The organism is Streptomyces rubrogriseus, from assembly GCF_027947575.1.
In the GTDB taxonomy this organism is placed as follows: Bacteria; Actinomycetota; Actinomycetes; order Streptomycetales; family Streptomycetaceae; genus Streptomyces; species Streptomyces rubrogriseus.
In genome coordinates this window covers 1,023,392-1,041,105 of the sequence record NZ_CP116256.1, presented here as the reverse complement: position 1 = coordinate 1,041,105, position 17,714 = coordinate 1,023,392, and the positions used below count along the sequence as shown (strand labels likewise).

14 protein-coding genes and 1 pseudogene are annotated in these 17,714 nt (G+C 72.1%); 7 read left to right on the top strand and 8 right to left on the bottom strand.

Features of this window, described 5'->3' with window-relative positions:
* Positions 1–235: 235 nt before the first annotated feature.
* The gene (locus Sru02f_RS04540; protein WP_109032745.1) at positions 236–2,197 is read left to right on the top strand and encodes a glycosyltransferase family 2 protein; all 1,962 of its coding nucleotides are present in this window, start codon (positions 236–238) and stop codon (positions 2,195–2,197) included.
* Positions 2,194–4,131: a radical copper oxidase GlxA gene (gene glxA, locus Sru02f_RS04535; protein WP_109032744.1), complete on the top strand. Its 1,938-nt coding sequence runs from the start codon at positions 2,194–2,196 to the stop codon at positions 4,129–4,131. The genes Sru02f_RS04540 and glxA overlap by 4 nt, the downstream gene beginning before the upstream one ends.
* 75 nt (positions 4,132–4,206) lie before the next feature.
* Here glxA and Sru02f_RS04530 read toward each other — a convergent pair whose 3' ends face one another.
* The gene (locus Sru02f_RS04530) at positions 4,207–5,232 is read right to left on the bottom strand and encodes a glycoside hydrolase family 6 protein (RefSeq protein WP_164276904.1); all 1,026 of its coding nucleotides are present in this window, start codon (positions 5,230–5,232) and stop codon (positions 4,207–4,209) included.
* Between the two features lie 81 nt (positions 5,233–5,313).
* Entirely contained in the window at positions 5,314–5,898 is a 585-nt protein-coding gene (locus Sru02f_RS04525) for a hypothetical protein (RefSeq protein WP_109032743.1), read from the bottom strand.
* A gap of 116 nt (positions 5,899–6,014) precedes the next feature.
* On the opposite strand from Sru02f_RS04525, the gene Sru02f_RS04520 reads away from it, so the two are divergent.
* Positions 6,015–6,908, top strand: coding sequence for a LysR family transcriptional regulator (locus Sru02f_RS04520; protein WP_109032742.1), 894 nt, complete (start codon positions 6,015–6,017; stop codon positions 6,906–6,908).
* Here the strand turns inward: Sru02f_RS04520 and Sru02f_RS04515 are convergent.
* The 4 genes from Sru02f_RS04515 to Sru02f_RS04500 form a co-directional block, all read right to left on the bottom strand.
* Positions 6,898–7,650 (bottom strand): class F sortase, encoded by a 753-nt coding sequence (locus tag Sru02f_RS04515; protein WP_109032741.1) that lies wholly within the window; start codon positions 7,648–7,650, stop codon positions 6,898–6,900. The genes Sru02f_RS04520 and Sru02f_RS04515 overlap by 11 nt on opposite strands.
* Before the next feature lie 2 nt (positions 7,651–7,652).
* Positions 7,653–8,207 (bottom strand): hypothetical protein, encoded by a 555-nt coding sequence (locus tag Sru02f_RS04510; RefSeq protein ID WP_109032740.1) that lies wholly within the window; start codon positions 8,205–8,207, stop codon positions 7,653–7,655.
* Positions 8,208–8,310: 103 nt separating this feature from the next.
* Complete coding sequence (locus tag Sru02f_RS04505; RefSeq protein WP_061444532.1) at positions 8,311–9,090, bottom strand: HAD-IIA family hydrolase; 780 nt, start codon at positions 9,088–9,090, stop codon at positions 8,311–8,313.
* A 75-nt stretch (positions 9,091–9,165) separates the two neighbouring features.
* Entirely contained in the window at positions 9,166–10,092 is a 927-nt protein-coding gene (locus Sru02f_RS04500) for a helix-turn-helix transcriptional regulator (RefSeq protein WP_109032739.1), read from the bottom strand.
* Between the two features lie 147 nt (positions 10,093–10,239).
* On the opposite strand from Sru02f_RS04500, the gene Sru02f_RS04495 reads away from it, so the two are divergent.
* The gene (locus Sru02f_RS04495) at positions 10,240–10,932 is read left to right on the top strand and encodes an SDR family oxidoreductase (RefSeq protein WP_109032738.1); all 693 of its coding nucleotides are present in this window, start codon (positions 10,240–10,242) and stop codon (positions 10,930–10,932) included.
* 215 nt (positions 10,933–11,147) lie between these two features.
* Here the strand turns inward: Sru02f_RS04495 and Sru02f_RS04490 are convergent.
* Positions 11,148–12,319 (bottom strand): annotated as a pseudogene (locus Sru02f_RS04490) (ROK family transcriptional regulator); the annotation flags it as partial.
* Positions 12,320–12,375: 56 nt separating this feature from the next.
* Here Sru02f_RS04490 and Sru02f_RS04485 point away from each other — a divergent pair.
* From Sru02f_RS04485 to Sru02f_RS04475, 3 genes are all read left to right on the top strand, one after another.
* On the top strand, positions 12,376–13,458 hold the full coding sequence (locus Sru02f_RS04485; protein WP_109032735.1) for a Gfo/Idh/MocA family oxidoreductase: 1,083 nt from the start codon (positions 12,376–12,378) through the stop codon (positions 13,456–13,458).
* Positions 13,455–13,931, top strand: coding sequence for a heme-degrading domain-containing protein (locus Sru02f_RS04480; RefSeq protein WP_109032734.1), 477 nt, complete (start codon positions 13,455–13,457; stop codon positions 13,929–13,931). The genes Sru02f_RS04485 and Sru02f_RS04480 overlap by 4 nt, the downstream gene beginning before the upstream one ends.
* 106 nt (positions 13,932–14,037) lie before the next feature.
* The gene (locus Sru02f_RS04475; RefSeq protein ID WP_109032733.1) at positions 14,038–14,910 is read left to right on the top strand and encodes an LLM class F420-dependent oxidoreductase; all 873 of its coding nucleotides are present in this window, start codon (positions 14,038–14,040) and stop codon (positions 14,908–14,910) included.
* Positions 14,911–15,012: 102 nt separating this feature from the next.
* Here the strand turns inward: Sru02f_RS04475 and Sru02f_RS04470 are convergent, their stop codons facing one another.
* On the bottom strand, positions 15,013–17,619 hold the full coding sequence (locus tag Sru02f_RS04470; RefSeq protein WP_159107549.1) for a SpaA isopeptide-forming pilin-related protein: 2,607 nt from the start codon (positions 17,617–17,619) through the stop codon (positions 15,013–15,015).
* Positions 17,620–17,714: the final 95 nt, after the last annotated feature.

The following is a 17,714-nucleotide window of genomic DNA, read 5'->3' as shown; positions in this document are numbered from 1 at the left end:
GGCGTCTTGCGATCATGACGAACGCCGTAGAACCCTGGTCCGGTTGGGGCCCGGTGCCGAGGGGATGCCGAGGGGGGCATCATGCAACCGGGGGTCACCATTCCATGTCTATATAAGGTGTGCATGCCGTGGTGACAGTGACCCACCACTGATACGTCCGTGACGGTCGAGGGGGACCGGTGCAGGCGAAGGAAGCGACGAAACACGCATGACCCGCGTGTGGGGGGAATGACTCATGACGTCGACGCCGACGGGCGCCGGGCCGGACCACGACCCGTCCCAGACCACCCAGCTCAGGGTGCCCGGGCACCGGAACTGGAACACCGGTTCGTTCCGCCGGATAAAGAAGACGCTGCCGAAGTACGACTACGAGCACTACAGCCGCCTCGCGGGCCCCCTCACCCAGCCCGACCCGAACAAGCCGTACCGGGTGCAGTACCGCTCGCTGATCTCGCAGGAGCCGCACCGCCTCCGGGTCGCCCTGATGCTGGCCGCCGCCCCGCTGCTGTCGGTGGTGCTGCTGGTCTGGCTGCTCCAGCCGGAGCACTGGACGGAGCGCGACTACGTGGCCTTCGACTGGCTGCCCGCGCTCGACATCGTGATGCTGGTCGCGATCGGCCTGATCGAGCTGTTCCGCTGCCTGAACGTGCTGTCGAACGCGCACGCCACCCTGGTCGCCCGCGACCCGGTCCCGGTGGTGCCCGAGACCGGCACCAAGGTCGCCTTCCTCACCTCCTTCGTGCCCGGCAAGGAGCCGCTGGAGATGGTGACGAAGACCCTGGAGGCGGCCGTGAAGATCCGCCACCGCGGTCTGATGCACGTCTGGCTCCTCGACGAGGGCGACGACCCGGAGGTGAAGGAGGTGTGCGCGCGCCTGGGCGTGCACCACTTCTCCCGCAAGGGCGTCGCGAAGTGGAACCGGAAGAAGGGCCCGCACCGCGCCAAGACCAAGCACGGCAACTACAACGCCTGGCTCGAGGCGCACGGCGACGACTACGACTTCTTCGCCTCCGTCGACACCGACCACGTGCCGCTGCCCAACTACCTGGAGCGGATGCTCGGCTTCTTCCGCGACCCGGACGTCGGCTTCGTCATCGGCCCGCAGGTCTACGGCAACTACGACAACCCGATCACCAAGGCCGCCGAGTCGCAGCAGTTCCTCTTCCACGCGCTGATCCAGCGCGCCGGCAACCGCTACGGCGGGCCGATGTTCGTGGGCACCTCCAACGCGGTGCGCATCAGGGCGCTCAAGCAGATCGGCGGCCTGTACGACTCGATCACCGAGGACATGGCGACCGGCTTCGAGATGCACCGCCACAAGAACCCGGTCACGGGCCGCAAGTGGCGCTCGGTCTACACCCCGGACGTGCTCGCGGTCGGCGAGGGCCCGAACGCCTGGACGGACTTCTTCACCCAGCAGATGCGCTGGTCGCGCGGGACGTACGAGACGATCCTCAAGCAGTACTGGAAGGGCTGGTACTCGCTGCCGCCGAGCAAGCTCTTCAACTACACGATGATGATCATCTTCTATCCGATGTCGGCCCTGAACTGGATCCTGGCGGCGCTGAGCTGCTGCCTGTTCCTGGGCCTGGGCGCGTCCGGCGTCAACATCGACCCGGCGGTCTGGCTGATGCTCTACGGCAACGCCTCCGCGCTCCAGATCGGCCTGTACGTCTGGAACCGCCGCCACAACGTCTCCCCGCACGAGCCGGAGGGCTCCGGCGGCGTGGCCGGCATGATCATGTCCGCGCTGTCGGCGCCGCTGTACGCCAAGGCGCTCATCGACTCCGTGCTGCGCCGCAAGAGCAAGTTCGTGGTGACCCCGAAGGGCGACTCGGCCAGCCCGGACACCCTGTTCGGCACCTTCCGGTACCACTGGTACTTCATCGTGATCTTCGGTGGCTCGATCGCCGCCGGCTTCGTCTACGGCCACTCGCACCCCGCGATGATCATCTGGGCGACGTTCGCGCTGCTGATCACCGCGTCGCCGATGTTCGCCTGGCGCCACGAGCTGAGGAAGGCGAAGAAGCAACCGCCGGTCGCGGCGGCGGAGCCCGCACCGCGGGTCCCGCCGCAGCAGGCGCCGTACGGACGGCACGCGCCGCAGCACAGGCCCGACTGGGCCGCCCCCGCCGACGGGGGAGACGACCAGACCATGCAGATCGCCCTTGGTGGACTTGGGGGACGTAAGGAATGAAAGACCGTGCCGGCCGCCGCCGCGCCCGTCGCTTCGCGATAGGTACGGCGGTGGTAGTCGCGCTGGCCGGGATGAACGGGCCGTGGCTCTACCGCTTCAGCACCGAGAAATACCACCAGTACAAGATCAATCAGCCGGAGTACAAGGCCGCCAACGGCAAGTGGGAGATCATCGAGTTTCCCGAGAAGTACCGGCAGAACACCATCCACGCGGCACTGCTGCGCACCGGCAAGGTGCTGATGGTCGCCGGGTCCGGCAACAACCAGGACAACTCCGACGACAAGCAGTACGACACCCGGATCTGGGACCCCGTCAAGGGCACCATCAAGAAGGTGCCGACGCCGTCCGACCTGTTCTGCACCGGACACACGCAGCTCGCCAACGGCAACCTGCTGATCGCGGGCGGCACCAAGCGGTACGAGAAGCTCAAGGGCGACGTCACCAAGGCCGGCGGCCTGATGGTCGTCCACAACGAGAACCCGGACAAGCCGATCACCCTCCCGGCGGGCACCAAGTTCACCGGCAAGGAGAACGGCAAGACCTTCGTCTCCAAGGACCCGGTCCTGGTGCCCCGCGCCGAGAAGGTCTTCGACCCGGCGACCGGCGCGTTCGTGCGCAACGACCCGGGCCTCGGCCGGATCTACGTCGAGGCGCAGAAGAGCGGCAGCGCGTACGAGACGGGTACGGAGGACAACTACCGCATCCAGGGCCTGTCGGGTGCCGACGCCCGCAACACGTACGGCATCGCGCAGAAGCTCGCTCTCGACAAGAAGGACTTCCAGGGCATCCGGGACGCCTTCGAGTTCGACCCGGTCGCCGAGAAGTACATCAAGGTCGACCCGATGCACGAGGCCCGCTGGTACCCGACGCTCACCACCCTGGGCGACGGCAAGATCCTCAGCGTCTCCGGCCTCGACGACATCGGCCAGCTGGTCCCCGGCAAGAACGAGGTCTACGACCCGAAGACCAAGGCCTGGACCTACACCGACAAGGTCCGCCAGTTCCCGACGTACCCGGCGCTGTTCCTGATGCAGAACGGCAAGATCTTCTACTCGGGCGCCAACGCGGGGTACGGACCCGACGACGTGGGCCGCACCCCGGGCGTCTGGGACGTGGAGACCAACAAGTTCACCAAGGTCCCCGGCATGAGCGACGCGAACATGCTGGAGACGGCGAACACGGTGCTGCTGCCCCCGGCGCAGGACGAGAAGTACATGGTGATCGGCGGCGGCGGGGTCGGCGAGTCCAAGCTGTCCAGCGAGAAGACCCGGATCGCCGACCTCAAGGCGGACGACCCGAAGTTCGTCGACGGACCGTCACTGGAGAAGGGCACGCGCTACCCGCAGGCGTCGATCCTGCCCGACGACAGCGTGCTGGTCTCCGGCGGCTCTCAGGACTACCGCGGCCGCGGCGACTCCAACATCCTCCAGGCGCGGCTCTACCACCCGGACACGAACGAGTTCGAGCGGGTCGCCGACCCGCTGGTGGGGCGCAACTACCACTCCGGGTCCATCCTGCTGCCCGACGGGCGCCTGATGTTCTTCGGCTCGGACTCGCTCTACGCCGACAAGGCCAACACCAAGCCGGGCAAGTTCGAGCAGCGGATCGAGATCTACACGCCGCCGTACCTGTACCGCGACTCGCGGCCCGACCTGTCCGGCGGCCCGCAGACCATCGCGCGCGGCGAGTCGGGGACGTTCACCTCGCGTGCGGCGTCGACGGTCAAGAAGGTGCGGCTGATCCGGCCGAGCGCGTCGACCCACGTCACGGACGTGGATCAGCGGTCGATCGCGCTGGACTTCAAGGCGGACGGGGACAAGCTGACGGTGACGGTGCCCTCCGGTAAGAACCTGGTTCAGTCGGGGTGGTACATGATGTTCGTGACGGACGGGGAGGGGACGCCGAGTAAGGCGGAGTGGGTGCGAGTTCCGTAGCGCTCCCACGGGTTGTGACGTCGGGTGCGGGAGCGCTGTGGCTGGTCGCGCAGTTCCCCGCGCCCCTTAGGTTTCTTATCCTTGCGCCAGTTTCAGGGCGTACTCGGGGTACCACTCGCCTGCCTTCGGGCCGCCCTTGCATTCGCCGTCCGACTCTCCCGGGCGCTTGACCCAGAGGTAGGCGTCGACCAGGGGGTCGGCCGTCTTCGTCGTCGGGGTTTCGCCGAGGGCCCGGCCCGGGGGGTTGCACCAGCGTTCGTCCGGGGCGCCCTCGGTGTAGGGGCCGTTGCCGTTGCGGCTGGTGTCGATGACGAAGGGCTTGCCGCCCACCTTGGCGGAGAGCTGCTTGCCGTAGGCGATGGAGTCCTCTGTGGTGTAGAAGTTCGACACGTTGACCGCGAAGCCGTCGGCCTGGTCGACGCCGGCCCGCTTCAGGGGGTCGAAGATCTGGTCGGGGTGGCCCCAGCCGGCGTTGCCCGCGTCCAGGTACACCTTGGTGTTCTTCAGGGCGCCGAGCTTGGTGACCGCGCCCTTGAGGAGGTCGTAGCGCTCCTCGTGGAACTCCTGCGGGGTGCAGCCGTCGACGAGGTGGAGCACCGCGTCCGGTTCCAGGACGACGGTGGCGGCACGGTCGCCGATGCCCTCGGCCACGCCGTCGACGAAGGACCGGTAGGCGTCGCCGTCGGCGGCGCCGCCCTCGGAGTACTGGCCGCAGTCGCGGTGCGGGATGTTGTAGAGGACGAGCAGCGCGGTGCGGCCGGCCTCGTCGGCGGCCTCGGTGAAGCCGCGGGCCTGCTCCTCGGGGTTCTCCGGGCTGATCCACTCGCCGGTCGGCTGCTGGGCGATCTTGCGGATCTCCTCGGCCTGGTCCTTCTTGCCCGCGTCGGCGAGGGACGCGACCTGCTGGGCCGCGTTGCCGTCCGGGTTGACCCAGAAGGGGTCGGTCTCCTTGGGCTGCTGGGTGATCCCGGCGCCCGCGGCCTTGTCGTCCCCGTCGCCGGACGAGGAGCAGCCCGCGAGCAGCAGGGCCGCCGCTCCGAGTGCCGCCGCCGACGCAGCCCGCCTCCTGGACATGTTTCCGGCCGGCTTGCTGCCGTACATCCAACCCCCCTGGGTGCACTGTTCCGAGGCTCAATCCTGACATACGCCTCGTGCGCCCACGGGGTCATCGGTCGACGGGCGTCAGGAGAAGAAATCGGTCAGCGTGCAACCGTCCACGAGGCCCTTCTCCTTCGTGTAGCCGCTGGGGATCTCGGTCTCCGGGTCGCAGACGAGGGCGAGGAGCCCGGACCCCCTGAGGTCGGCCCGCGTCGAGGGGCCACCCGTGACGACGAAGTCCTCCCCGACGAGGTACCCGGCGGGGCCGCGCTTGCGCGCCTGGGTCTGGAAGCTCTTCATGTCGTCGACGGACATGAGCGTGACCCCCATGCGCTTCGCGTCCCAGCAGACGGCGCGCTCCTTGATGCCCCACAGCTTGCCGGTCGCCTCGGCCTCCGGGTCGTCCTCGTGGTCGGAGTCCCGGTCCTCCATGTGCAGATCGGTGCATGTGGTGCGGGTGCTGACGAACGCCTCGATGTCGGCCATGGTGGGGGCGCTCGGACGGCCTTGCGGCTCGGTGTCCATGAGCCGTCCCCCGCTGCCCGCGGACTGCCCGTAGCCCCCGCCGCCGGCCCCCGTACTCCCGCCGCCCTCGTCGTCGCCGCAGCCGCCGACCGCCGTCAGCGTCAGAACCGCCGCAACCACCGTGACCACGCCCCGCATCCGCATTTCTTCTCCTTGCCGCCCTGCGTCCGACCCAGGATGCGGGGCGGGAGGGGCGCGAACAATCTCCCGCTGCACATGGTCTGATAACCCAGCTGTTATCGCTGACGGACCGGGGGCAAGTGGTGGAACTGCGGGACATCGAGATCTTCCTGACGCTGGCCGAGGAGCTGCACTTCGGCCGGACCGCGGACCGGCTGCACGTGTCGCAGGCGCGGGTGAGCCAGTCGATCGCCAAGCAGGAGCGCAGGATCGGGGCGCCCCTCTTCGCCCGGAGCAGCCGCAAGGTCGAACTGACCGCCATCGGCGCACAACTGCGGCGCGATCTCGGCGCGGGCTACCAGCAGATACTCGACGGCACCCGCGCGGCCACCGCTGCCGCCCGTGGCTCGACCGGCACGCTCACTCTCGGCCTGCACGGTTCCCAGGCTCACGACCACGCACACCTGCTCGACCTGTTCCGCAGCCGGCACCCCGAGGTCGCCCTGCGCATTCGGGAGGTCATCTTCACGGACCCCTTCGGCCCGCTCCGGAACGGCTCGGTGGACGTGGCGACCGCCTGGCTGCCGGTCCGTGAACCGGATCTCACCGTCGGCCCGGTCGTCGTGACCGAACCCCTGCTTCTCATGGTCGCCACCGACCACCCCCTCACCCGCCGCGCCGCCGTCAGCATGGAGGACCTGGCCGACTGGCCCCTGCCGCACTCCGCCACCGCCATCCCCGAGTACTGGCAGCAGACGCTCGTGCCCACCCACACCCCCGGCGGCCGGCCCACCCGGCGCGGCCCGACGGTCTCCTCGTTCCAGGAGCTCGCCGCCGTGGTCGCGGCGGGCGGGGCGATCAGCCTCGTCCACGGCGACGCCGCACGCTATTACCAGTGGCGCGGCCTGCGTTATCTCCGCCCGTACGACGCTCCGACGGCGAGCTGGGCCCTGATCTGGCCGACGGCCGGGGAAACGGCGCTGGTCCGTGCCCTCGCGAAGGCGGCCCGGGACACGGGACCGCTCACCGGGTGACGTGGCCGGCGGAGCCGGTTCCGGTCAGGTAGGCGGAGACGACGACGTTGGCCGTGTAGCTGTCGGTGGTGTGGTCGAAGGTGCCGCCGCAGGTGATGAGGCGGAGCTCGGAGCGGCCCGTGTCGCGGGGTCCGTAGGCCTGCTGGGCGTCGAAGCCGTCGCGGGTGAGGACCTGGACGTCGTCGACGGTGAACTCGGCGACCTCGTCGTCGTCGCGGGCCACCCGGATCGTCTGGCCGGGTTCGAGGGTGCTGAGCCGGTAGAACACGGCGGGCCGGGTCTCGGTGTCGACGTGCCCGACCAGCAGGGCGGTCCCGGCGGCTCCGGGGGCGACCCCGGCCGCGTACCAGCCGACGGTGCCGGGCTGGTCGAAGGGCGGTGGTTCGATGGCGCCCTCGGCGTCGAGACCGCGGGCCACGACGGGGGCGTCGATGTCGAGTCCGGGGACGTCGAGCCGCTGCGGCCGGGCGTCGTCGAGGGGCGCGTGGGCCGGGGGCAGCGGGACGTCGGGGGGCCGCCCGGCGGCAGCCATGTCCCCGGTGGCCGGCCGCGATATGCCCTCGCGCACGTCGGTGGCCTCGCGGCCCCAGAGCCACAGCCCGAGGAGCAGCACCACCCAGGCGATGCCGGTGACCAGGCGCCCGCCGGGGGCAGCGGGCGGCGGTGTGGCCTCCGAGGCGGCCTCCCGCGCGGGCCCCGACGCGGGCGTCCGTCCGGTGTCCTGCTCGTCCTGTTCGGACATGGTCAGTCCGTCCCGCGGCTCCGGCTGCGGACGCTGCGCAGTGCCACGGCGACGGCGGCGATGCCCGCGAGCACCAGACCGGTCACGGTGTGCGCCGTGCCGGGGGGATCGACGCGCGCCCCGTCCCCGGCGTCCGACGCGGCCAGCTCCGCGGTGCCGCCGCCGCCCGCGTCGACGGGGGCGACGGGCGAGGCGTGGGTGGACGGGCGCCGCTCGTCGTGGACGGTGATGGTGCCCTTGCGCGCCTGCTCGCCGCACTTGACCTGCACTGCGTACGCACCGGCCCGCACGCTGGTGCGGACCTGGCTGGAGCCGACGAGGACGCCGTCCCCCGCGGCCAGGCTGAGCCGTACGTCCGACTCGAAGGCCGCGGACACGGCGACGGCCGTCTTCTCGGTGCAGTCGGGCACGCGGAGCGTGACGGCGGTGCCGGGGGCGGGCGAGGACGGCGACACGGAGACGCCGCCGCCGTCGGCCGCGTAGGTGTAGGCCGCCGGTGCGCACAACGCGGTGGCCAGCGCGGCACCCGCACAGAGTGTGACTTTCAGTGAGCCCATCGTGTACCTCCAGTTACCTGGAGGCTCCCCCGTGAGCCCCGGCACCGCATCCTGCGCGGCCCCGAGGCTGCTCCAATCGGGTCATGCGGAGGAAATCCGCGTTTCAGACCCGTTCCACGAGGTCCGCGATGGAGTCGACCACCTGGGACGGGCGGTACGGGAAGTTCTCGACCTGCTCGGGCCGGGTCAGACCGGTCAGCACGAGGAAGGTCTGCATCCCGGCCTCCATGCCGGCCAGCACGTCGGTGTCCATGCGGTCGCCGATCATCGCGCTGGTCTCGGAGTGCGCGCCGATCGCGTTGAGCCCGGTGCGCATCATCAGCGGGTTGGGCTTGCCCGCGAAGTACGGCTGCTTGCCGGTCGCCTTGGTGATCAGGGCGGCCACCGCGCCGGTCGCCGGGAGCGGCCCCTCGGTGGAGGGGCCGGTCTCGTCGGGGTTGGTGCAGATGAAGCGGGCGCCGGCGTTGATCAGCCGTACCGCCTTCGTCATGGCCTCGAAGGAGTAGGTGCGGGTCTCGCCGAGGACCACGTAGTCGGGGTCGTGGTCGGTGAGGATGTAGCCGATGTCGTGCAGGGCCGTGGTCAGTCCCGCCTCGCCGATGACGTACGCCGAGCCGCCGGGCCGCTGGTCCTCCAGGAACTGGGCGGTGGCCAGCGCCGAGGTCCAGATGGACTCGATCGGCACTTCCAGCCCCATGCGGCGCAGCCGGGCGTGCAGGTCGCGCGGGGTGTAGATCGAGTTGTTGGTCAGGACCAGGAAGGGCTTGCCGGACTCGCGGAGCCTCTTGATGAAGGCGTCGGCGCCGGGGATCGGCACGCCTTCGTGGATGAGGACCCCGTCCATGTCGGTGAGCCACGACTCGATGGGCTTGCGGTCTGCCATGTGCGGGTCTCCTGCCTGCGCGGTCCTGCGTGCGCCCCAGCCTAGACAGTGCGGGATCTTGTGGGAACGGCCGTCTCAGCTTCCGGTGGCTTCCTTCCAGGCGGGCTTCGCGGGCGTGGCCCGTGGTGCTGCCCAACTGGCGAGGAGTTTGAGGCGGTCCTCCCAGGGAGTGCCCGGCTCGGCCGTGTAGACGATCAGGTCGTGGACGGCCCGTTGGGGCAGGGGCAGGTCCAGCTGGCGGAAGGTCATCTCCAGGCGGCCGACTTCGGGATGGTCCAGCCGCTTGACGCCTTCGTGACGGATGCGGACGTCGTGACTGGCCCACATGGTGCGGAAGTCCGGGCTGAGCGTGGCCAGTTCGCCGACCAGCTCGCGCAGGGCCCGGTCGTGGGGTTCGCGTCCGGCCTCGGCGCGGAGCACGGCGACCGTGGCCCTCGCGCCTTCCTCCCAGTCGACGAAGAAGTCGCGGGAGCCGGGGTCGAGGAAGAAGTAGCGGGGGAAATTGGCGCGGCCCCGGTCGCGGGTGGTGTCGCTGCCGAACATGGGTGCGTACAGGGCCCTGCACAGCGCGTTGCTCGCGACGATGTCCAGACGGCCGCTGCGCACGAAGGCGGGGGCCATGGTCATGGAGTCCACCATCCACTGGACGGAGGGCGGGATCGCGACGTCCTTGCGGCGGGCCGACGGCGACCTGCGGCGGGCGGGGCGGGCCGCTCTGGCCAGGTCGAGCAGGTAGGTGCGCTCGTCCTCGTCGAGGCGCAGGGCCCGCGCGACCGCTTCCAGCACCTCCTCGGAGACGCCGCCGACGTGGCCCTTCTCCAGCCGCGTGTACCACTCGGTGCTCACGCCGGCGAGGGCCGCGACCTCCTCGCGGCGCAGCCCCGGAACCCGGCGTCGTGGACCGGTGGGCAGTCCGACCCGCTCCGGGGTGAGCCTGGCGCGCCGGCTGACGAGGAAGTCGCGGATGTCCGAGCGGTTGTGCCGGCCGGGCGGAGAGTCCATCCGTCCACGCTACCCATGGTCCGGCCGACGGCGGGGGACGGAGGGAGGTTGGGTCCGTACCCCCCATAAACGCGACCTTGTCCGCTTCCGACGGCACCGCTTTCGTGGGGTCATCCCCCTCCACGCACAGGGAGCATGACCATGACTATGACCAGCAAGACCGTACTGATCACCGGCGCCACCAGTGGTATCGGCGCCCACACCGCCCGGCTGCTCCTCGACCGCGGCCACCGCGTGGCCGTGACCGGCCGCGACGAGGGCCGGCTGAAGGCCTTCCTCGACGAGGCCGGTCACCCCGACCGGCTGCTCGGCCTGGTCGCGGACGCGGCGGACTGGCAGGCCACCGAGTCGGCCGTGACCCGTACCGTGGCGCACTTCGGCGCCCTCGACGCGGCGGTGGCCAACGCCGGGTTCATGTCCGGCGGCTCCGTCGGGGACGGCGACCCGACGCTGTGGTCGCCCATGGTCCTCACCAACGTCCTCGGCCCCGCGCTGCTGGCCCACGCCACCCTGCCCCACCTCGAGGCCACCGGCGGACGGCTGGTGCTCATCGGCAGCGTCGCCGGGTTGAAGAACTCCCCCGCCAACCTCTACTCGGCCACCAAGTGGGCCACCACCGGACTCGCCGAGAACCTGCGCCTGCACGCCACGACCCGCGGCATCGGTGTCACGCTCGTCAACCCCGGCATGATCGACACCCCGTTCTGGCAGGGCGCCGACGTTCCCTCCTTCGCCCTGCCTCCCCAGCCCGTCGCCGAGGCCGTCTGCTTCGCCCTCGACCAGCCGGCGGGCGTCGACCTCAACACCCTGACCGTCCGGCCCCTGGGCCAGCCCGCCTGACGAGGGTGCTCGTCAGCCGCGCAGGTGGGTGGTGAAGGAGAAGCGGTCGCCCCGGTGGAGCGTGCGCACCCGCTCCAGCGGGCGGCCCCGGTGCGAGGTGCGCGCCGACGGCCCGTCCCGTGGCGGCGCGGCACGCCAGGGCGAGCGCCGGGGCCGGCGGGGCGGCTCCGGCGCGAGGGGGCACGGCGGTCAGCCGCCATTGGCGTGGCCGAAGAGGGGGCGAGCAGGAGTTGGGCCGCGCCCTCCGCGACGCCGCGCGGGCCGCCCGGCGCGAGCCGCACCGGTACGGCGCCGTCGTGACCGCCCGCGCGCCGGGCGCGGGCGTCGAGGACCGCGCCGACGCCGTGGACGAAGGCCTCGGGCGCGGCGGCGACGGTACGGCCGCCCAGCAGCACCTGGTCGATGTCCAGCAGCCCGGCGAGGTTCGCGGCGCCCGTGCCGAGCACCCGCGCCGCCTCCGCGAGGTCCCCGCGGGCGACGGCGGCGAGGCACAGGGCCTCTATGCAGCCCCGGGCGCCGCAGGTGCAGGGCGGCCCGTCGAGCTGGACGACCTGGTGCCCGAACTCCCCGGCGCCGGTCCGGGCGCCCCGGTGCACGCCGCCGCCGAAGACGAGCCCGGCGCCGAGTCCCGTACCGAGGTGCAGATACGCGAAGGACCCGGCCCCGGCGCCTCCCCCGCCCTCCTCGTTCCCCGCGCCGCCGACCGCGAGGCCGAGCGCCGCCGCGTTGGTGTCCTTGTCGACGACGACCGGCACGCCCAGCCGCCGCTCCAGCGCGTCCCGCAGCGGGTAGCCGTCCCACTCCGGGAAGCCGGTGACGCGGTGCAGCACACCGCGGACATGGTCGAGCGGCCCCGGGAGGGCGGCCCCGAGCCCGAGGAGGGTGGGAGCGGCGGCGAGAGCACCGCCCGGCGGCCGAGCGCCCGCACCCCGCTGGGCGGCAGGCGCCAGCCCCTCCGCCGCGAGTTCCTCCGCCGCCCGCGCCACCCCTCCAGCACGGTCTCCGCCCCCGCGCCCAGGTCCAGCGGGGCGCGCCGCTCCGCCACCACGGCCCCGTCGAGGTCGACCAGCACCGCACGCAGCTCGTCGCGGTCCAGGTGGACGCCGAGGGCGTGGCCCGCCCCGGGCACCAGGCGCAGCACCGTGCGCGGCTTGCCGCCGGTGGACGCGCGGCGTCCGGCCTCGGCGGCCAGGCCCTCGCCCCGGAGCCGGGCGGTGATCTTGCTGACCGCCTGCGGGGTGAGCCCCGTGCGCTCGGCGAGCTCCAGCCGGCTGATCCCCCCGGCACCGGCGCCGCGCAGCAGGCCGAGCACCAGGGCGGTGTTGTGGCTGCGCAGGGCGAGCAGATTGGCGCCGCCCGCCGTGCCTCCGCCGATCGTCCTGTTCACACCCCCATTGTCTCCGGCGCTTGCACTTTGGCAACACCGTTGCGAAAGTAGGTTGCATGACTGCTACCCCTCCCGGCACTCCCCCGCTGCGCGTCGGCCTCGTCGGCTACGGCCTCGCGGGCTCCGTCTTCCACGCCCCGCTGATCGCCGCCACCGAGGGCCTGGCCCTGGACACGGTCGTCACCTCGAACCCGGAGCGGCAGCAGCAGGCTCGCGCCGAGTTCCCGGACGTGCGGACCGTCGCCACGCCCGACGAGCTGTTCGACCGGGCCGGCGAGCTGGACCTGGTCGTCGTCGCCTCCCCGAACAAGACGCACGTGCCGCTCGCGACCCGGGCCCTTCAGGCCGGTCTGCCGGTCGTGGTGGACAAGCCGGTGGCGGGCACGGCGGCCGAGGCGCGTGCGCTGGCCGCGCTGGCCGAGGAGCGCGGCCTGCTGCTCTCCGTCTTCCAGAACCGCCGCTGGGACAACGACTTCCTCACCCTGCGCGAGCTGCTCGCCGAGGACGCGCTGGGCGACGTGTGGCGCTTCGAGTCCCGCTTCGAGCGCTGGCGGCCGAAGCCGAAGGGCGGCTGGCGCGAGTCCGGCGACCCCTCGGAGATCGGCGGTCTCCTGTACGACCTCGGCAGCCACGTCGTCGACCAGGCCCTGGTCCTCTTCGGCCCGGTCACGCAGGTGTACGCCGAGTCCGTGGTCCGGCGGGCGGGCGCGGAGGCGGACGACGACACGTTCCTCGCGCTCACGCACGCGAACGGCGTCCGCTCCCACCTCTACGTCTCCTCCACCGCCGCCCAGCTCGGCCCCCGTTTCCGGGTGCTCGGCTCGAAGGCGGGCTACGTCAAGCACGGCCTCGACCCGCAGGAGGCGGCGCTGCGCGAGGGCAAGCGGCCGGGCCCCGGCTGGGGCGAGGAGGACGAGTCGCTGTGGGGCCGCGTCGGCGCCGGGGAGTCCCCGCTGACCGGCGGCGGGCAGGTGACGGCGACCGTCGCGGGCGACTACCCCGCGTACTACGCGGCGGTGGCGAGGGCCCTGCGCGAGGGCGGCCCGAACCCGGTGGACGCGCTGGAGGCGGCCGCCGCCCTGGACGTGCTGGAGGCGGCCCGCCGGTCCGCCCGCGACGGAGTGGTGGTGGCCCTGTGAGCACCGCACCGACCACCCCCACCGTCGCGGAGCTGGAGGAGCAGGAACGCCGTCTGGTCTTCCGCCGGTTCACCAACGACGACGCGTGGGCGCTGGGCTCCCTGCTCGTCGAACTGGCCCGGGAGCGCGAGGCCCCGGTCGCCATCGACATCCACCGTGCCGGACAGCAGCTCTTCCACGCCGCGCTGCCCGGCTCGGCCCCCGACAACGACGTCTGGATCGCCCGCAAGCGCCGCGTCGTGGAGCGGTACGGCTCGGCCTCGTACCTGGTCGGCGCGCGCTTCCGGGCCAAGGGCACGACCTTCGAGGAGTCCTCGCGGCTCGACCCCGACACGTACGCGGCGCACGGCGGCTCCTTCCCGGTCACCGTCGCCGGCGTCGGCGTCGTCGGCGCGGTGACGGTCTCCGGGCTGCCGCAGGTGGAGGACCACCGGCTGGTCGTCGAGGCGCTGGAGCGTTTCCTCGGCGAGTAGCCCGGCCGGCCCCGGGCGGCGTGGTCGGGGAATCAGCGGTGGGTACCCGTGGTTGGCAGGCAGACACGCAGGTTGATCACGGTGCCCACCGGAGGGATCGCAAGCGATGAACGAGGCGACGGCTTCCCTGAAGGAATCGGTCGGACGGTACGGCGTCTGGAGCGCCCAGCTGCGCGCGGAGGACCCGGCGGGCGCGGCGGAACGCGCCGAGGCCGCCGCCGAACTGGAGCGGCTCGGCTACGGCGCCCTGTGGCTCGGCGGCAACAGCGCCGCCCGGCACGCCGCCCCGCTGATCGGGGCGACGGAGCGGATCGTGGTCGGCACCAGCATCCAGAGCATCTGGGAGCACAACGCGTCCGAGGCGGCGGCGGGCTTCGCCGAGCTGGAGGTCTCGCACCCGGGCCGCTTCGTGCTCGGCCTAGGGGTCAGCCACGGCCCGCGCGTGGAGGGGTACCGCCGCCCGTACTCGACGATGGTCGGCTACCTGGACGAGCTGGACCGGGCCGGGATGCGCTCCGGGCACCGGGTGCTGGCGGCGCTCGGCCCGAAGATGCTGGACCTGTCCCGGGACCGGGCGGCGGGCGCGATCCCGTACCTGGTCACCCCGGAGCACACCGCGCAGGCCCGCGAGCGGCTCGGCGAGGGCCCGCTGCTGGCCCCGGAGTTCAAGGTCGTCCTCGACTCGGACCCGTCCCGTGCCCGTGCGACGGCCCGCGCCTACCTCGCCATGTACCTGAAGCTGCCGAACTACACGAAGAACTTCCTGAACCTCGGCTTCACGGACGACGACGTGACCGGCGGCGGCAGCGACCGCCTCATCGACGCCGTGTTCGCCTGGGGCGACGAGGCCACGATCCGCGCCCGCGTCGACGCCTTCCACGCCGCGGGCGCCGATCATGTGGCCCTCCAACTGGTGGAGGACGACATGGCCCGCCTCCCGCGGGAGGGCTGGCGCCGGCTCGCCGCGCTCCTGGCGTGACGGCGGGCGCGGGTGAGGTCGCGGGTGAGGTGAACGCGCGAACGCCGGCCGCGGGGTGAGATCCCCGCGACCGGCGTGGTGCGCGTCCGGGTCGCGCCGCCGCTACTTGGTTCCGTAATCGGATCCGGCGCCGGGGCCCGAGCCGTAGCCGGAGGCGCCGTCGTGCCCGTCGTCACCCCCGTGATCGCCGTCGTCGCCGTAGCCGCCGTGGCCGTCGCCGCCGTCGTCGCCCTCGCGTTCGTTGTCGATCCGCACGGTGACGCCGTCCTCGGCGTTCGCCTCGGTCACCCTGACCGGGCCGGTCACCGGGTCCGCGGGCAGCTCGTACCCCTCGGGCACGGCGGTCTCCCGCAGGTAGTACGACCCGGGTTCGAGGTCCTCGAAGAGACAGCCGCCGGAAGCGTCGGTGGTGCAGTCCCCGGCCAGGGTGTCGGCGTTGTCGCCGGAGGTCTGGAGACCGGCCAGGCCGTTGGTCTCCTCCCACAGCTCGAACTCCGCCCCGGCCAGCGGCCCGCCGTTCCCCGCGTCGGTCTTCTCCACCTCGATGGAGCCCTCGTCGCCGGGTCCGGGCGGCGGGCCGGGCTCGTCCTCGGCGGTGTTCTCGGCCTCGACCTGCACGCCGCCTTCGAGGTTCCCCTCGGTCAGCACCAGTGGGCCGAAGACGTTGGGGTCCGGCAGCTCGTAGCCGTCGGGCGCGGCCGTCTCTCGCCAGTAGTACGTGCCGGCCTCCACGGTGCGCGCGCACCGCCCCAGGACGCCGGTCACACAGGTGCCGCCGATCCGGGTGTCGGGGTCGTCCCCGTCGGTCTGGAGACCCTGGACGCCGTTGGTCTCCTCCCACAGCTCGAAGACCGCTCCCGGCAGCACGGCGCCCGACTCGGCGTCGATCTTCCTGATCCGGACCTGTCCGGTCTCGGGGCCGGGCTCGTCACCGGCGGTGTTCCGGGCCTCGACCTGCACGCCGCCCGCGGCGTTGTCCTCCGTCAGGACCAGCGGGCCGAAGACGTTCGGGTCGGGCAGCTCGTAGCCGTCGGGCGCGGCCGTCTCACGCCAGTAGTACGTACCGGTCGCCACCGTCCGGGTGCACTCGCCGTCGGTGTCCGTCGTGCAGACGTCACCCACCTGCGTGTCCGGATTGGCACCGCCGGTCTGGAGACCGTCGACCCCGTTGGTCTCCTCCCACAGCTCGAACTCGGCCCCGGCCAGCGCGTCCCCGGTCTCCGCGTCGGTCTTGAGGACCCGCACCTGCCCCGTCACCGGGCCGGGCTCGTCCTCGGGGGTGTTCCGCGCCTCCACCCGCACGCCGCCCGCGGCGTTGTCCTCCGTCAGCTCCAGCGGGCCGAAGACGTTGGGGTCGGGCAGCTCGTAACCGTCGGGCACGGCCGTCTCACGCCAGTAGTACGTACCGGTCGCCACCGTCTGCGCGCACACGCCGTCGGTGTCCGTCGTGCAGACGTCACCCACCTGCGTGTCCGGATTGGCACCGCCGGTCTGGAGACCGTCGACCCCGTTGGTCTCCTCCCACAGCTCGAACTCGGCCCCGGCCAGCGCGTCCCCGGTCTCCGCGTCCGTCTTCTCGACCCGCACCTCACCCGTCACCGGGTCGGGTCCGGGGCCGGGAGGCTCGTCACCGCAGTCCGGGAGGTCGCCGTCGAACGGGTAGGCGTGGAACTCGACGCCCGACTGCTCGCTGGTGTGGGTGATGGAACCGCTGCTGAAGAAGCGCCCGTTGATGCCGGGCAGCGACACCGTCGACATGGAGTTCTGCGGTCCGACCAGCACGCTGCCCTGGAACTGGCCCGTGCCGGCGAAGTTCGCCGTGGTGGCGTCGGGGAAGTTCCACAGCAGACGCTCGCGGTAGGCGTTGAGCGAGTCGGTGGCGTCGACGATGCCCCCGCTGTAGGTGTTGATGGTGCGCTCGGAGCCGAGCATGTTCACCAGGACGGTCGCGTCGTCGGGGATGTTCTGGAAGACGATCCCCTGCTGCCCGCCGGAGGCGCCGGCGAGGTCGAAGTCCACGTTGAACACCTGGAGCGCGGACGTGCCGTCGCCGGTGAACAGGGTCTGGTAGCCCTGGTTGACGGCCGTGCCGGTGGCGGTCCTCAGCTCGCCGTCCACGCGCGCGTAGCACTGGCTGGCCACGGTGAGCTGGTCGCGCAGCGCGAGGTAGGGATCGGCGGCGTCCGGGTCGTGTTCGAGGTCGCCGGTCACGGTCCCGGTCACCGTTCCGCCGTAGCGGACGACGCCGCCGTCGGCGAGCAGCCGCTGCCCCGGGGCGACCGTGATGTCGTTTCCGGTGGTCAGGAAGTCCGCCCCGTCCGGCGGCGGCACCCGCGAGCCGACGCCCGCGATGCCGATGTCGTAGACGGCACTGCCGCCCGCGCTCTTGTTCATGTCGAAGTCGTCGAGGACGACGACCCGGCCCTCGGCCTCGGCGGCCCGTCCCCGGACGCGGAAGTCGTCACCGGCGAAGACGTTGATGGCGTTGTCGCGTCCGGCGAACGAGCCGTTGTTGATCTCGGGGAACTCGTCCGGGCACAGCCGCCCGGCACACGGCCCGAGTCCGCCCGGCAACGGGGCGGCCTGCGCCTGCGAGGCCCCGACCCCGACGACCAGGGCGGGCGCGAGGCCCGCCACGAGGGCGCAGGCCAGCCCGGTCCGGCCCAGGCGGGGCCGGAGGGCGGCCATGCGTTGTCTGATGGAGTGCATGGCCCACAGGCTTCACGCGGGCCGCCCGCGCCTCCCGCAGCACATTCCCGTGCCCGACGACCGTCACACGAACGGGCGCGGCCCGGGCACCCACC

Bases quoted from the DNA above. Each gene is read 5' to 3' on its own strand.
- Sru02f_RS04525 (WP_109032743.1), bottom strand. From the start codon at position 5,898: ATGCGGATGCGGGGCGTGGTCACGGTGGTTGCGGCGGTTCTGACGCTG.
- Sru02f_RS04470 (WP_159107549.1), bottom strand. From the start codon at position 17,619: ATGCACTCCATCAGACAACGCATGGCCGCCCTCCGGCCCCGCCTGGGC.
- glxA (WP_109032744.1), top strand. From the start codon at position 2,194: ATGAAAGACCGTGCCGGCCGCCGCCGCGCCCGTCGCTTCGCGATAGGT.
- Sru02f_RS04540 (WP_109032745.1), top strand. From the start codon at position 236: ATGACGTCGACGCCGACGGGCGCCGGGCCGGACCACGACCCGTCCCAG.
- Sru02f_RS04495 (WP_109032738.1), top strand. From the start codon at position 10,240: ATGACCAGCAAGACCGTACTGATCACCGGCGCCACCAGTGGTATCGGC.
- Sru02f_RS04485 (WP_109032735.1), top strand. From the start codon at position 12,376: ATGACTGCTACCCCTCCCGGCACTCCCCCGCTGCGCGTCGGCCTCGTC.
- Sru02f_RS04500 (WP_109032739.1), bottom strand. From the start codon at position 10,092: ATGGACTCTCCGCCCGGCCGGCACAACCGCTCGGACATCCGCGACTTC.
- Sru02f_RS04505 (WP_061444532.1), bottom strand. From the start codon at position 9,090: ATGGCAGACCGCAAGCCCATCGAGTCGTGGCTCACCGACATGGACGGG.
- Sru02f_RS04510 (WP_109032740.1), bottom strand. From the start codon at position 8,207: ATGGGCTCACTGAAAGTCACACTCTGTGCGGGTGCCGCGCTGGCCACC.
- Sru02f_RS04530 (WP_164276904.1), bottom strand. From the start codon at position 5,232: ATGTACGGCAGCAAGCCGGCCGGAAACATGTCCAGGAGGCGGGCTGCG.
- Sru02f_RS04515 (WP_109032741.1), bottom strand. From the start codon at position 7,650: ATGTCCGAACAGGACGAGCAGGACACCGGACGGACGCCCGCGTCGGGG.
- Sru02f_RS04475 (WP_109032733.1), top strand. From the start codon at position 14,038: ATGAACGAGGCGACGGCTTCCCTGAAGGAATCGGTCGGACGGTACGGC.